The sequence below is a fragment of the Rhizobium arsenicireducens genome (assembly GCF_964021225.1).
The window spans coordinates 709,541-721,691 of record NZ_CAXHYK020000001.1; the positions used below are offsets into that span (position 1 = coordinate 709,541).

Consider the following 12,151-nt stretch of genomic DNA (forward strand, 5'->3'; position numbering starts at 1 on the left):
TTGCCGGATTCAGGCGTCCGCCGGCGGGCTCTCTTGTCGTAACTGCAACCGCTGCCGCTTGGCTTGGGTTTTTGCCTCGATCACATTGTCGAGAAACTGTCTTGTTGCGGCCTGCCAGGTGTAGCCCTCGGCCAGGTGCCGGGCCTCCTCGGTTGATCGTTCCAGCGCGGCAAGGCAGGCCGTGCGCAGGTCGTCATCAAGTGCGCCGGCGCCGCTGCCAGCCGGTATGATATCGGCGGGGCCGGTGACCGGATAGGCCGCGACCGGAACGCCGGAGGCGAGTGCCTCCAGGATGGTGTTGCCGAAGGTGTCGGTCTTCGACGGGAAGACGAAGACATCGGCCTCCGCGTAAGCCTGCGCCAGATCGTCGCCGAATTTCATGCCGGTGAAATGTACATTCGGATAACGCGCCTGAAGCTCCGGGCGGGCCGGGCCGTCGCCAACCACGATCTTCGAACCGGGCAGGTCCAGATCGAGAAAGGCGGGCAGGTTCTTCTCCACCGCGACGCGGCCGACCGTCATGAAGATCGGCCGGGGCAGGCCGAACGGCTTCTCGCTTTGCGGGCGGGGCCGGAAGAGGGAGAGGTCGATGCCGCGGCCCCACAGGCGGAGATTGGCAAGGCCTTTCGCCGCCAGTTCGCGTCGCAGGCTCTCGGTCGCCACCATGCAGACGCCGCCGCGATTGTGGAACCAGCGGACATAGGCATAGAGCCAGGAGAGCGGCACGGGCACACGGGTGCGCACATATTCCGGGAAGCGGGTGTGGTAGCTGGTCGAGAACGGCATGTGCCTCTTCAGGCACCAGCGCCGCGCCATCAGGCCTAGCGGGCCTTCGGTGGCGATGTGCATGAAGTCCGGCTTTTCCTCTTCGATCCTGCGGGCGATCTGGCCGTAGGTCGCCAGCGACAGGCGGATTTCCGGATAGGTCGGCATGGGAATGCTGCGAAACGGCTTGGGGGTGATCATCGCCACGTCGTAGCCTTGGGCAGCCAGTTCGCGATTGGTCGTCTCGATCGAGCGGACGACGCCGTTCACCTGCGGGTGCCAGGCATCGGTGACGATCATGATCTTGGGCATGGTGCGATCGCTGTTCTCTCGGTGGCCGGCCGTCGGCGCAGGGGCCGCTCGTCCGCGTCGTGTCCCTTCGACGCCCGCAAGCACGGGAAGGGCTCGGGACTCAAAGGTGCCCTCGTCGTTCAGGAGCCTTATGGGCGGGCAATGTTACAATTGCATGTCAGGGACATGACGCAACTTGCGCCGGGCTTGTTCAGTCGCAGTCTCGTCAATCCTGCTGTTGCTGTGTGCTTTCGGCACTCGCCTCCGGCGCACCATGGCCTATATTCGCAGGCGCACCCACTTCTTTCATCATCCCCACAGGAGCGCGCATGACAAAGAGCCCGGCCAAGGCCAAGCCCCAGAAGAGCCCTGCCGACTGGTGGCGTGGTGCCGTCATCTACCAGGTCTATCCGCGCTCGTTCCAGGACACGGATGGCGACGGGATCGGCGACCTCAAGGGGGTGACGGAACGGCTGCCCTATATTGCCTCGCTGGGGGTCGATGCCATCTGGCTTTCGCCCTTCTTCACCTCGCCCATGGCAGACATGGGCTATGACGTGTCCGACTATTGCGACGTCGATCCGATGTTCGGCACGCTTGCCGATTTCGATGCTCTGATGACGGAGGCCCATGCGCTGGGCTTGAAGGTTATCATCGATCAGGTGCTGTCGCATACTTCCGATCAACACCCCTGGTTCAAGGAGAGCCGGGCGAGCCGCGACAATGCCAAGGCCGATTGGTATGTCTGGGCGGCTGCCAAGCCAGACGGCACGGCCCCGAACAACTGGCTTTCGGTGTTCGGCGGTCCTGCCTGGGAGTGGGACGGGGTGCGCAAACAATATTACATGCACAATTTCCTCACCTCCCAGCCGGACCTCAACTTCCACAATCGCGAGGTGCAGGAGGCGCTGCTGGATGCGGTCAGGTTCTGGCTGGAGCGCGGCGTCGACGGGTTCCGGCTCGATACGGTGAACTACTATTTCCACGACAGGGAATTACGCGACAACCCGGCCCACATGCCCGACAGCGAAGAGGCCGGGCTCGACGCTCCGGACGTCAACCCTTATGGCATGCAGAGCCATCTCTACGACAAGACCCAACCGGAAAACATCGGGTTTCTGAAGCGCTTCCGCATGCTGCTCGACCAGTATGACGGGCGCACCTCGGTCGGCGAAGTGGGCGACGGGGCGCGCTCTCTGAAGACGGTCGCGGCCTATACCGCCGGCGGCGACAAGCTGCACATGTGCTACACCTTCGATCTCCTCAGCCCGGATTTCACGCCGAACCACATCCGCCATTGCGTCGACGCCTTTCACAATTCCGTCGCCGACGGCTGGGTGTGCTGGGCCTTTTCCAACCATGACGTCCACCGCCATGTCAGCCGCTTCGCACAGAATGAGGACGAGCGCGAGGCAGTGGCGAAGCTCGCGATCAGCGTGCTCGCCACGCTGCGCGGTTCTATCTGCCTCTACCAGGGCGAGGAACTGGGACTGCCGGAGGCGGAACTGCAATTCGAGGACCTGACCGACCCCTACGGCATCCGCTTCTGGCCGGCCTTCAAGGGCCGTGACGGATGCCGCACGCCGATGCCCTGGGTTTCGGCCAAGGACCATGCCGGCTTCACCAGGGCGGGCAGGCCCTGGCTGCGGGTTCCTGCCGAACACTACGCGCTTGCGGTCGACATCCAGGACGGTAAGACCGGCGCGGTGCTCGAGCACTACCGGCAGACGCTCTCCTTCCGCAAGGCCCATGCCGCGCTGATCGACGGCGACATGGAATTCCTCGATCTCGACGAGGACGTGCTCGCCTTCACCCGCAAGAAGGGCGAGGACCGGCTGCTCTTCGTGTTCAATCTCAGAGGGGGGCCGCAGGAGGTGAAGCTGCCGCAGCGCATCGCGATCAAGGAGTTGGTTGGCATGCCCGGCCTGTCCGGCAGCCTGGTCGAGGGCACAGTGCTGGTTGAGGCGCTGGATGGTTTTTGCGCGCGGATATGAGTACAGGATATGCCATGAAGATCACACCGGCTACGGCTGCGCATCGGGACGTCTGGCGGGGTCTCCGCCACCAGCTCTGGCCGGAGAACGCGCCAGAGGAACTTGGTACCGAAATCGACGCGGCGCTGACGACGGACAAGCAGACCGCATTTCTGGCATTCGATGACAAGGACAGGGCTGTAGGGTTTCTCGAGGCGAGCCTGCGCTTTGATCACGTCAATGGCTGCGAGGGCTCGCCGGTCGCATTTCTCGAGGGCATTTTCGTTGTGGCGGGTTGTCGCCGTCAAGGTGTCGCGCGCGCCCTGATCGCAGCCTTCGAGGAATGGGCCCGGGAAAAGGGTGTCCGCGAGATGGCATCCGACGCCGACATTGGCAACGTGGTCTCTCACGCGATGCATGAAGCGCTTGGTTTTGCCGAGACCGAGCGGGTTGTCTATTTCCGCAAGCCTGTCGCCTGAACGGATAGCCTTACAGCCCCTCGTCGGGAATGTTGAGGACACGACCGCAGGCCTTGCAATGCACGGCATCCGCATCATGCCGCTGCAGGCCGCATTCCGGGCAAGGGAAAGTGACCTTGTAGGGCCGAACGATCGACTGGGCGAGACGCACGAAAAGCGAAATGCCGATGATCATTGTGACGATCGAAGTCAGCTTGCCGAAGTTGCCGGGCAGGGTGATGTCGCCGAAGCCGGTGGTCGTCACCGTCGCCACGGTGAAATAGAAGGCGTCGACGAAACCGGTGCCGGGATCCTGATTGTAGAAGAAGAAGGTGTAGACGAAGCCTGTCACGAGCAGCAGAAAGACGAACAGATTGATGAAGGCCGTGGCGACGTCGATCTGCTGCTTCAGCCCGAGTTTGTGCAGCATCAGCCGGAAGATCGGCCGTTGCGCCACCGCCCAGATGCGCGCCACCCGCAGGAAGGCGAAATTGAACAGCCATTGCGGGAAGAGAAGCGTGCACAGCACGAAGAGATCGACCCAGGTAATCGGTTTCATGAACACGCGCCGCAGGGACGATGACGCGGACCATTGGGCCGCCAGTTCCAATGCGATCCAGGCCGCAATCGCATAGTCCAGTATCAGGTAGCTGGGACGATCGCGGATATACGGCCCGGCAAGGAAGAAGCCGATGATGGCGATGTCGACGATCATCAGCGCGAACTGGAAGCGGATTGCGGCCGTGTCATAGCCGAAATAGAGCCGGGCGAGGCGCTGGCGGAGGGGTCTTGATGCTTCCCGATCCTTTGTCATGCGAGGGGCATCGGTCTATTCCGCTGCCATGGACACTGGTCGCGTCTGGTCACCACGACCAGCCAATAGTCCCGCGACCGAGATGTCTTCATCCAAGCCAGCCCAATGAATGCCGGTCGGGCTCAATTCATATCGTTGCAGGTCGGCCGGGGCAGCCGCCAGGAGTCTGGGAAACCAGGCCAAAGGCACCCCGAGAATACGACCATCGGTGAGGCTGACCCACATGGTCGCATCATCGAACCGCACCTCAGTCGCCGAAATGCTCATGCCATGCCCTTTCGATTTCGGAGCGATGCTCCTGCACCAAGGTGACGATATCAGAGAGTTCCCAACTCTTGAACCCATAGCTCTCAGCGAGGGCAACCTGCGGCTCCAGCCAAATCCTGGCGATATCTCCGCCACGGCCAACATGAACATGCAACGGTTCGCGGGGGGAACCTTCGTTGGAGAAGAAGAAAAATCGATATCCGTTGCTGCTGAAGACGACCGGCATAGATCTGCTCCCATTGGGTGACCGGGCTCGATTCTGAGGTGTCTGGCAGGGTGTTCAGTGCGATGGGATGAAATCTGGACCAATATTCTCTCAGTCCTCCAGGTCGTCAAAGTCTGTGACCCGTTTCCTCCCGATAGACAGAACGGGGCCTGTGGATAATGGGCCGAATTGAATCGTTTGCCGAGTTTGCACTGAACTGGTGTATTGACAGGCCACTCAGCCGATCAGGCAGAACTTGTCGACGTCGACCATGCCCTTGTCGGAGATCTTCAGGTGCGGGATGACCGGCAGCGGCAGGAAGGCGACCTGGAGGAAGGGTTCGGTCAGCGTGGTGCCGAGGGCGTAGGCCGCCTTGCGCAGCTCGTGCAGCGTGTCGCGCACCGTCTCGAAGGGTTCGAGGCTCATCAGGCCGGCGACGGGCAGGGCGATCTCACCGGTGACCTTGCCGTCTTCCACCACGACGAAGCCGCCCTTGATCTCGCCCAGGCGATTGGCGGCGAGCGCCATGTCGTCCTCGGAGACGCCGACCACGCAGATATTGTGGCTGTCATGGCCGACGGTCGAGGCGATGGCGCCCTTCTTCAGGCCGAAACCCTGGACGAAGCCGTTGGCATGGTTGCCGTTCTTGCCGTGGCGTTCGATGACGGCGACCTTGATGATGTCGCGGTCGAGGTCGACGGTGGTCTGGTTACCGTTCGAGGGCAGGCGGAAGCGCCGGTATTCGGTGATGATCTTGCCGGGCAGCACGCCCATGACCGGGGTTTCGCCCTCGGTGACCGGCACGCCGAAATCGGCGGCCTTGACGATGCGGGCTTTGACGCTGTCGAGGCCGACGGGGGCGACGGCTTCGCGGGTGGCGAACAGGGCGTCGGTGATGCGGCGGCCGGCACAGAAGACCATCTGCGCCTTGCAGCTTTCGAGGCTGTCGATCACCACCAGATCGGCCCGCCAGCCGGGGGCCACCAGTCCGCGGTCGCGCAGGCCGAAGGCGCGGGCCGCCGAGATCGAGGCGGCGCGGTAGACAGCGATCGGCTCGACGCCGTTCGCAATCGCCGTGCGGATCATGTAGTCGAGATGGCCTTCCTCGGCGATGTCGAGCGGGTTGCGGTCGTCGGTGCAGAGCGCCAGAAAGGGCGAGAGCCGTTCGGTCAGGAGCGGCATCAGCGCGTGCAGATCCTTCGACACCGAGCCCTCGCGCACCAGGATATGCATGCCCTTGCGGATCTTCTCCATGGCTTCCGGCACATTGGTGCATTCGTGGTCGGTGCGGATGCGGGCCGAGAGATAGCCGTTGAGGTCGCGGCCGGACAGAAGCGGCGAATGGCCGTCAATATGGCCGTCCTGGAAAGCCTCGAGCTTGGCCATCGCGATCGGATCCTTGTGGATCACGCCGGGGAAGTTCATGAATTCGGCAAGGCCGATGACCTTCGGGTGATGGCGGAAGGGCAGGAGCCGCTCGATCGGCAGATCGGCGCCAGAGGTTTCGAGATGGGTGGCCGGTACACAGGAGGACAGCTGGACGCGGATGTCCATGATCGTCCGCTCGGACGAGTCGAGGAAGAACTGGATGCCTTCCGTGCCCAGCACGTTGGCGATCTCGTGCGGATCGCAGATCACGGTGGTCACGCCATAGGGCAGAACGCAGCGGTCGAATTCGTGGGGCGTGACCAGCGAGCTTTCGATATGCAGATGGGTGTCGATGAAACCCGGCACGACGATCTTGCCCGAGATGTCGATCTCCTCGCGGCCCTCGTAGGCCTCGCATGTGCCGACGATGGTGTCGCCGCAGATGGCGATGTCGGATGAGACGAGCTCGCCGGTGACGAGATCGAAGTAGCGGCCGTTCTTCAGCACGATGTCGGCGGGGGTGCGCCCCACGCCCTGGTCGATGCGGTTTTCCAAGGTGCTCATGCGCAGTCACTCCGATTCCGGTTCAGGGGGAGTGTAGCGGTGAGGGGTGGGGCGGGGGAAGGGGGCCCAAGGCCCTCTGTCCGTTCAGGTAATAGAAAAGCAGCCGTCGCCGGCTGCTTTCCCTGTTGGTGTCCAGTCGTGGTGTAGACCTTACTCAACGGCGACGATCTTGCCGTCTTCCCACTTGAACAGCGAGAAGCTCTGCGAGGTGAGGTCGCCGGTTTCTCCGTAGGTGACGGCGCCGATGGCGGTGGCGATCGGTTCGCCGGTCTTCAACGCGGCGGCAACGGCTGCTGCGTCTTCGGCGCTGCCTGCCTTCTCTATGCCGGCCTTGATCACTTCGACGGCGGCATAGGCGTTCAGCGTGAAGGCTTCGGGCGGAATGTTCTTGGCGGCCAGTGCGTCGGCGGCGGCCTTGGAGTCCGGGTTCTTCAGCGCGTCGGAGGCATTGGTGAAGATCGAGCCGTTCGCGGAGTCGCCGCCGATCGAGGCGAATTCGCTGTTCGACAGGCCGTCGCCGCCGATGATCGTAGCCTTGACACCGAGGTCGGCGAGCTGACGGGCGAGCAGGCCGCCTTCCGGGTGATAGCCGCCGAAATAGACGACCTCGACATTCTCGGACTTGAGGCGGGTGGTGAGCGCGCTGAAGTCCCGATCACCGGGGGTGAGCGCATCGTTGAAGACTTCGGTCACGCCGCCTTCGTTCAGCGTCTTCTTGAAGGCGTCGGCGAGACCTTTGCCGTACTGGCCCTTGTCGTTGATGATCCCGACCTTCTTGTCCTTGAAATTGGCGAGAACGTAATTGGCGGCGACTTCGGCCTGCTGGTCGTCGCGACCGCAGGTGCGCAGCACGGTGGTCAGGCCGCGATTGGTCAGATCCGGCGCGGTTGCGGTTGGGGTGACCATCAGCACGCCGTTTTCGGCAAGCACGTCAGAGGCCGGAATGGCAACGCCGGACGTCACCGGGCCGACGACGAAGCGGACGCCGTCGCCCACCAACTGGTTGGCGGCCGAGACGCCCTGTTTTGGTTCGCCGGCGTCGTCAGCCAGCTTCAGCACCACGGTTTCGCCGAGGATGCCGCCGGCCTTGTTGATTTCCTCGACGGCGACTTCGGCGCCGTTCTTGACCTGCTCGCCATAGGCCGCGACAGGCCCGGTGAGCGGCGCCATCAGGCCGATGACGATTTCGGCCCGGGCCGAGGTGGCGAAGGCAAGGGTGGTGGCGACCAGTGCGGTGCTCGTTAGCAATTTCAGGTTCATGTCTTCTCTCCTTGGATGGCGATTTTTTCGGCTGCTCCCGAACAGCGTTTTTCTCCGCCGGTCTTGGCCGGTCGGTTGAAGGCGCTCTTTAGCCTTCACTCATTAGACACTGGGACGGGCGACCTGACCAGTCGGAATTTGAGGAGTATGCGACTTATTCTTACGGGTCAGCCTTGCGGATTTCGCAAGCCGGCCTGCATTCTTGACAAACTCATAACCGAAGAGTTATTGAATTTATCGATAGCCACAGAGTTATGAATTCCATGAGTGATGCACCTGGCCTGCTTTTCTCGGCCCTCGCCGATCCGACGCGCCGGGCGATCTTCGAACGGCTCTGCCGCCGGGGAGAGCAGACGGTCGGGGCGCTTACGGCGCAGGCCGGGGTCTCGCAGCCGGCGGTGTCGAAGCATCTCGGCGTGTTGAAACGGGCGGGGCTGGTGAGCGACCGGCACGCGGGGCGCCAGACGCATTACAGCGCAAGGCTGGAGGCGCTGGCGCCGCTCAGCGAGTGGACGAAACAGATGACCGGCTTCTGGGAAGGCCGGTTCGACGATCTCGAAGACCTGCTCAGGAGGATGGATCAATGACCGCTACTGCTACGAAAACGCTTTCCGTCGTCGTCGAACGGGAATTGCCGCATCCGCCAGAAAAGATCTGGCGCGCGCTCACCCAGCCGCAATTGATCGAGGAGTGGCTGATGAAAAACGAGTTCAAGCCGAGTGTCGGCCATGCCTTCACCCTTGAGGCCGACTGGGGCACCGTGGAATGCAGCGTGCGCACCGTCGAGGAGAACAGGAGCCTGTCCTACACCTGGGATGCGAAGCCGCTGGAAAGCATTGTCACCTGGACTTTGACGCCGACGGAAAAAGGCACGGTGCTGCGGATGGAGCAGACCGGCTTCAAGGCCGACCAGCCGATGTTCTACGGCGGCGCCAAGCAGGGCTGGCCGAGATTTCTCGACAGCCTGGAAGATGTGCTGGCGCGCATGGGCTGAGGCTTTCGACAGGATCAACACAGGGAGCGCTTCGCTCGACCCGCAACCAGAAGGAGTACGTCATGCACGGGAACAAATGGATCAGGCAAATTCACCGTTGGCTGTCGATTGCCTTCACGCTTGCCGTCATTGCCAATATCGCAGCGATGGGCATGGCCGAACCCGCCGTCTGGATCGGCCTGCTGGCGCTGGTGCCTCTCATTCCGTTGCTTGTCACAGGGCTTTACCTGTTTGCGCAGCCATATGTCGCAAGGCGGGGCAGCCCAGACGCCTGACACGATGGCAGCGGATGCGATCTACATCGACGAAAAAAGCGGCCGTCTCCGGCCGCTTCCAATTCGGACTGAGCCCGATGCTTAGATATTGTTCATCAGCACCTTGCGGAGCTTGTCGAACAGTTCGTCGATCTCGTCCTTCGAGATGATCAGCGGCGGCGAGAGCGCGATTATGTCGCCGGTGGTGCGGATCAGAAGACCTGAATTCATAAGCCTTGAGGAAGGCGTTGAAGGCGCGCTTGGTCGGCTCGCCGGCGATCGGGGCGAAGCTCGATGGCGCCGATCAGGCCGATGTTGCGGATGTCGATGACGTTCGGGCAATCGGCCAGCGAATGCAGCTTCTCTTCCCAGTAAGGCGCAAGCTCGGCGGCGCGTGTGAGCAGCCCCTCTTCCTTGTAGGTGTCGAGCGTGCCGAGACCGGCGGCCGAGGCGATCGGGTTGCCGGAATAGGTGTAGCCGTGCATGAACTCGATCATGTGCTCCGGACCGGTCATGAAGGCATCATGGATCTCGGAGGTCACGAAGACCGCGCCCATCGGGATGACGCCGTTGGTCAGGCCCTTGGCGGTGGTGATGATGTCCGGCTTGACGTCGAAGAACTGGGTGGCGAAGGGGGCGCCGAGGCGGCCGAAACCGGTGATGACTTCATCGAAGATCAAAAGGATGCCGTGCTTGGTGCAGATCTCGCGCAGGCGCTGCAGATAGCCCTTCGGCGGGATGAGAACGCCGGTCGAGCCCGCGACCGGCTCGACGATGACGGCGGCAATCGTCGAGGCGTCGTGCAGGGCGACGATGCGCTCCAGCTCGTCGGCAAGTTCGGCGCCGTGTTCCGGCTGGCCCTTGGTAAAGGCGTTCTTGGCCGGCAGGTGGGTGTGCGGCATGTGGTCGACGCCGGTCAAAAGCGTGCCGAACATCTTGCGGTTGGAGACGATGCCGCCGACCGACATGCCGCCGAAGTTGATGCCGTGGTAGCCGCGTTCGCGGCCGATCAGGCGGAAGCGGGAGCCTTCACCCTTCACGCGCTGGTAGGCGAGCGCGATCTTGAGTGCGGTGTCGACCGATTCGGAGCCGGAATTGGTGTAGAAGACATGGTTCATGCCTTCCGGCGCGATGTCGACCAGGCGGTTGGCGAGCTCGAAGGCCTTGGGGTGGCCGAGCTGGAAGGCCGGGGCATAGTCGAGTTCACCGGCCTGCTCGCGGATCGCCTCGGTGATCTTCGGACGGCAGTGGCCGGCATTCACGCACCAGAGACCGGCGGTGCCGTCGAGCACCTGGCGGCCGTCATGGGTCGTGTAGTACATATCCTTGGCGCCGACGAAGAGGCGCGGTTCCTTCTTGAACTGGCGGTTTGCCGTAAACGGCATCCAGAAGGCGCGCAGGTCGTTGGGCGTAGTATTCAAGCGGTTGGACATCTTGTTCTCCATGGCCGTTCTCTCGGGCGGGCGGCCATTTCCCCAGTTGCCGGCCAGAGGGCCGGATTTCTTGATTGCCCGGTCAAGTTACCAGCGGGCTGATGGCCGTCAACCCGGCATCAACAAACGTCATGAGTGGTGTGGGTTCCGGTTATGTCCGCGCGCCGTGCCGCGGTCAATTGAACGTCGTGATCGCGTTACAGTAAAAAACCGGCGGATCGAAGATCGGCCGGTCAAACTTATGGTTGCGTCATGAAAAGTTGCTGCGTTGGTGAGCGACCGGAGAAGAAATCGATCGCCTTGCCGCCGCTGCTTCGTCAGGCGGCCGTCTTATTGGCGTTGCTCGAGCAATAGATGTCCTGCAGCGTGCCGAGGATCTTGATGACCGATTCCGACGTGCTGGAATAATAAATCGTTTGCGCGTCGCGGCGTGTCTTGACCAGCTTCTGGGCGCGCAATTTCGAAAGATGCTGCGACAGTGCCGACTGGCTCAGGCCGACTTGTGTGGCGAGTGCACCGACGGCGACTTCACCTTCGACGAGGCTGCAGAAAATCATCAGACGCTTGGGATTTGCCATGGCCGAAAGAAGGCCAGCGGCGGCTGTGGATTGTTCTGACAATGCCTTGGTGTTCATTCGATCAACTTTCGTTTTCCGGGCCTCGCGGGCGAAGGCTGCGGTTTGCAATCCATCAAATTGGTTATGTTGGAACTCTAACAATGCCCAAAAAATTGTATATGCCTAAATTTAAGGTATCCGGTTTACTGTATTAGACAGTTCCAAATAGAGTTCTGTTCGCGAGTCTACATGACACGCAAAATCGTATCTAACCAGTAAATCGCCACAAATCAGATCTAATCCCGCCCTATCTACGCCACAAAATGCCCACTTTCCGGGTTTTTGTCCACATCGGCTTGTCGCCAACTCTTGGGCGAGTTCAGGTTTTGTGCTCACTAATTCTTGCAGTACCTCGACCTCTCTTCCCGACAGGTCGCCGGCTGACGCGGGGGCGATTCGGAAATCTTCGCCGGGCAGCAGATAGGCGCGACCGAAGCCGCCGTTGAGGCTCGCCGATTGCGGAACGAGCCGGAAAAAGCGGAAATCGGGGAAATCGATATAAAGCTTGGCCTTAGGGTGGCGGGCGATGAAGCGCGCCCGCAAACGATCATGGACTGCACTTTCGCGCTCGACCGGTTCGGCCAGGCAGTAGAGGGTGAGGCGCGGATGGGCGAGGGGGTCGCCCTTGCCGGGCTCGCCGGCAAGCAGGGATACCCGCTGGTCGACATGGAGCGCCTTGGTATGGGCAGACAGGGCGGAAACGAGAATGACCGCGCTGCCGTCGGTATCGGTTGCGAGCAGGACCCGGCTGACCGAGGGATATCCGTTCTGCGGGTCGATCACGGCGAGTGCCACATAGCGGGCCGACCGCAGAAGACGGCGGGCAAGCGCGCGCGCCTCGTCGTCCGTTTCGCGTATCACCGATGGCTTATCTGTCACGAACGACTC

The 12,151-nt window shown here is 62.0% G+C and carries 13 protein-coding genes and 1 pseudogene; 5 read left to right on the forward strand and 9 right to left on the reverse strand.

What is annotated here, in order from left to right:
- Nucleotides 1–9: 9 nt before the first annotated feature.
- Nucleotides 10–1,077, reverse strand: a complete 1,068-nt coding sequence (locus tag ACWPVA_RS03365) for a glycosyltransferase family 4 protein (protein WP_454286324.1) — start codon at nucleotides 1,075–1,077, stop codon at nucleotides 10–12.
- A 308-nt stretch (nucleotides 1,078–1,385) separates the two neighbouring features.
- Between ACWPVA_RS03365 and bglA the strand changes: the two genes are divergently transcribed.
- Both bglA and aac(6') read left to right on the forward strand, forming a co-directional pair.
- Nucleotides 1,386–3,050, forward strand: a complete 1,665-nt coding sequence (gene bglA, locus ACWPVA_RS03370; RefSeq protein WP_454286325.1) for a beta-galactosidase BglA — start codon at nucleotides 1,386–1,388, stop codon at nucleotides 3,048–3,050.
- A gap of 14 nt (nucleotides 3,051–3,064) precedes the next feature.
- A complete protein-coding gene (gene aac(6'), locus ACWPVA_RS03375; RefSeq protein WP_454286326.1) occupies nucleotides 3,065–3,508 on the forward strand; it encodes an aminoglycoside 6'-N-acetyltransferase in 444 nt (147 codons plus the stop codon).
- Nucleotides 3,509–3,518: 10 nt separating this feature from the next.
- On the opposite strand, the gene ACWPVA_RS03380 is transcribed toward aac(6'), so the two are convergent.
- From ACWPVA_RS03380 to ACWPVA_RS03400, 5 genes are all read right to left on the reverse strand, one after another.
- Nucleotides 3,519–4,301, reverse strand: coding sequence for a potassium channel family protein (locus ACWPVA_RS03380; protein ID WP_454286327.1), 783 nt, complete (start codon nucleotides 4,299–4,301; stop codon nucleotides 3,519–3,521).
- A 15-nt stretch (nucleotides 4,302–4,316) separates the two neighbouring features.
- Entirely contained in the window at nucleotides 4,317–4,568 is a 252-nt protein-coding gene (locus ACWPVA_RS03385; protein ID WP_454286328.1) for a DUF2442 domain-containing protein, read from the reverse strand.
- Nucleotides 4,549–4,794 (reverse strand): DUF4160 domain-containing protein, encoded by a 246-nt coding sequence (locus tag ACWPVA_RS03390; protein ID WP_454286329.1) that lies wholly within the window; start codon nucleotides 4,792–4,794, stop codon nucleotides 4,549–4,551. The genes ACWPVA_RS03385 and ACWPVA_RS03390 overlap by 20 nt, the downstream gene beginning before the upstream one ends.
- A 216-nt stretch (nucleotides 4,795–5,010) precedes the next feature.
- Complete coding sequence (ade, locus tag ACWPVA_RS03395; protein ID WP_454286330.1) at nucleotides 5,011–6,705, reverse strand: adenine deaminase; 1,695 nt, start codon at nucleotides 6,703–6,705, stop codon at nucleotides 5,011–5,013.
- Between the two features lie 150 nt (nucleotides 6,706–6,855).
- Nucleotides 6,856–7,965, reverse strand: a complete 1,110-nt coding sequence (locus tag ACWPVA_RS03400) for a branched-chain amino acid ABC transporter substrate-binding protein (protein ID WP_454286331.1) — start codon at nucleotides 7,963–7,965, stop codon at nucleotides 6,856–6,858.
- A 263-nt stretch (nucleotides 7,966–8,228) separates the two neighbouring features.
- Between ACWPVA_RS03400 and ACWPVA_RS03405 the strand changes: the two genes are divergently transcribed.
- From ACWPVA_RS03405 to ACWPVA_RS03415, 3 genes are all read left to right on the forward strand, one after another.
- Nucleotides 8,229–8,552 (forward strand): ArsR/SmtB family transcription factor, encoded by a 324-nt coding sequence (locus tag ACWPVA_RS03405; protein WP_454286332.1) that lies wholly within the window; start codon nucleotides 8,229–8,231, stop codon nucleotides 8,550–8,552.
- Nucleotides 8,549–8,959 (forward strand): SRPBCC family protein, encoded by a 411-nt coding sequence (locus ACWPVA_RS03410; RefSeq protein WP_454286333.1) that lies wholly within the window; start codon nucleotides 8,549–8,551, stop codon nucleotides 8,957–8,959. Before ACWPVA_RS03405 ends, ACWPVA_RS03410 begins: the two co-directional genes overlap by 4 nt.
- Nucleotides 8,960–9,021: 62 nt before the next feature.
- Nucleotides 9,022–9,234, forward strand: coding sequence for a hypothetical protein (locus tag ACWPVA_RS03415; protein WP_454286334.1), 213 nt, complete (start codon nucleotides 9,022–9,024; stop codon nucleotides 9,232–9,234).
- A gap of 81 nt (nucleotides 9,235–9,315) precedes the next feature.
- Here the strand turns inward: ACWPVA_RS03415 and ACWPVA_RS03420 are convergent.
- The 3 genes and pseudogenes from ACWPVA_RS03420 to ACWPVA_RS03430 form a co-directional block, all read right to left on the reverse strand.
- A pseudogene (locus tag ACWPVA_RS03420) lies at nucleotides 9,316–10,646 on the reverse strand (aminotransferase class III-fold pyridoxal phosphate-dependent enzyme).
- A 317-nt stretch (nucleotides 10,647–10,963) separates the two neighbouring features.
- On the reverse strand, nucleotides 10,964–11,281 hold the full coding sequence (locus ACWPVA_RS03425; RefSeq protein ID WP_454286335.1) for an ArsR/SmtB family transcription factor: 318 nt from the start codon (nucleotides 11,279–11,281) through the stop codon (nucleotides 10,964–10,966).
- Nucleotides 11,282–11,392: 111 nt separating this feature from the next.
- Nucleotides 11,393–12,142 (reverse strand): HugZ family pyridoxamine 5'-phosphate oxidase, encoded by a 750-nt coding sequence (locus tag ACWPVA_RS03430; protein ID WP_454286336.1) that lies wholly within the window; start codon nucleotides 12,140–12,142, stop codon nucleotides 11,393–11,395.
- Nucleotides 12,143–12,151: the final 9 nt, after the last annotated feature.

What these genes read in the sequence shown, in the direction of transcription:
- ACWPVA_RS03365 (WP_454286324.1), bottom strand. Translation starts at nt 1,077, where the DNA reads ATGCCCAAGATCATGATCGTCACCGATGCCTGGCACCCGCAGGTGAAC.
- bglA (WP_454286325.1), top strand. Translation starts at nt 1,386, where the DNA reads ATGACAAAGAGCCCGGCCAAGGCCAAGCCCCAGAAGAGCCCTGCCGAC.
- ACWPVA_RS03380 (WP_454286327.1), bottom strand. Translation starts at nt 4,301, where the DNA reads ATGACAAAGGATCGGGAAGCATCAAGACCCCTCCGCCAGCGCCTCGCC.
- ACWPVA_RS03385 (WP_454286328.1), bottom strand. Translation starts at nt 4,568, where the DNA reads ATGAGCATTTCGGCGACTGAGGTGCGGTTCGATGATGCGACCATGTGG.
- ACWPVA_RS03390 (WP_454286329.1), bottom strand. Translation starts at nt 4,794, where the DNA reads ATGCCGGTCGTCTTCAGCAGCAACGGATATCGATTTTTCTTCTTCTCC.
- ade (WP_454286330.1), bottom strand. Translation starts at nt 6,705, where the DNA reads ATGAGCACCTTGGAAAACCGCATCGACCAGGGCGTGGGGCGCACCCCC.
- ACWPVA_RS03400 (WP_454286331.1), bottom strand. Translation starts at nt 7,965, where the DNA reads ATGAACCTGAAATTGCTAACGAGCACCGCACTGGTCGCCACCACCCTT.
- ACWPVA_RS03405 (WP_454286332.1), top strand. Translation starts at nt 8,229, where the DNA reads ATGAGTGATGCACCTGGCCTGCTTTTCTCGGCCCTCGCCGATCCGACG.
- ACWPVA_RS03410 (WP_454286333.1), top strand. Translation starts at nt 8,549, where the DNA reads ATGACCGCTACTGCTACGAAAACGCTTTCCGTCGTCGTCGAACGGGAA.
- ACWPVA_RS03415 (WP_454286334.1), top strand. Translation starts at nt 9,022, where the DNA reads ATGCACGGGAACAAATGGATCAGGCAAATTCACCGTTGGCTGTCGATT.
- ACWPVA_RS03425 (WP_454286335.1), bottom strand. Translation starts at nt 11,281, where the DNA reads ATGAACACCAAGGCATTGTCAGAACAATCCACAGCCGCCGCTGGCCTT.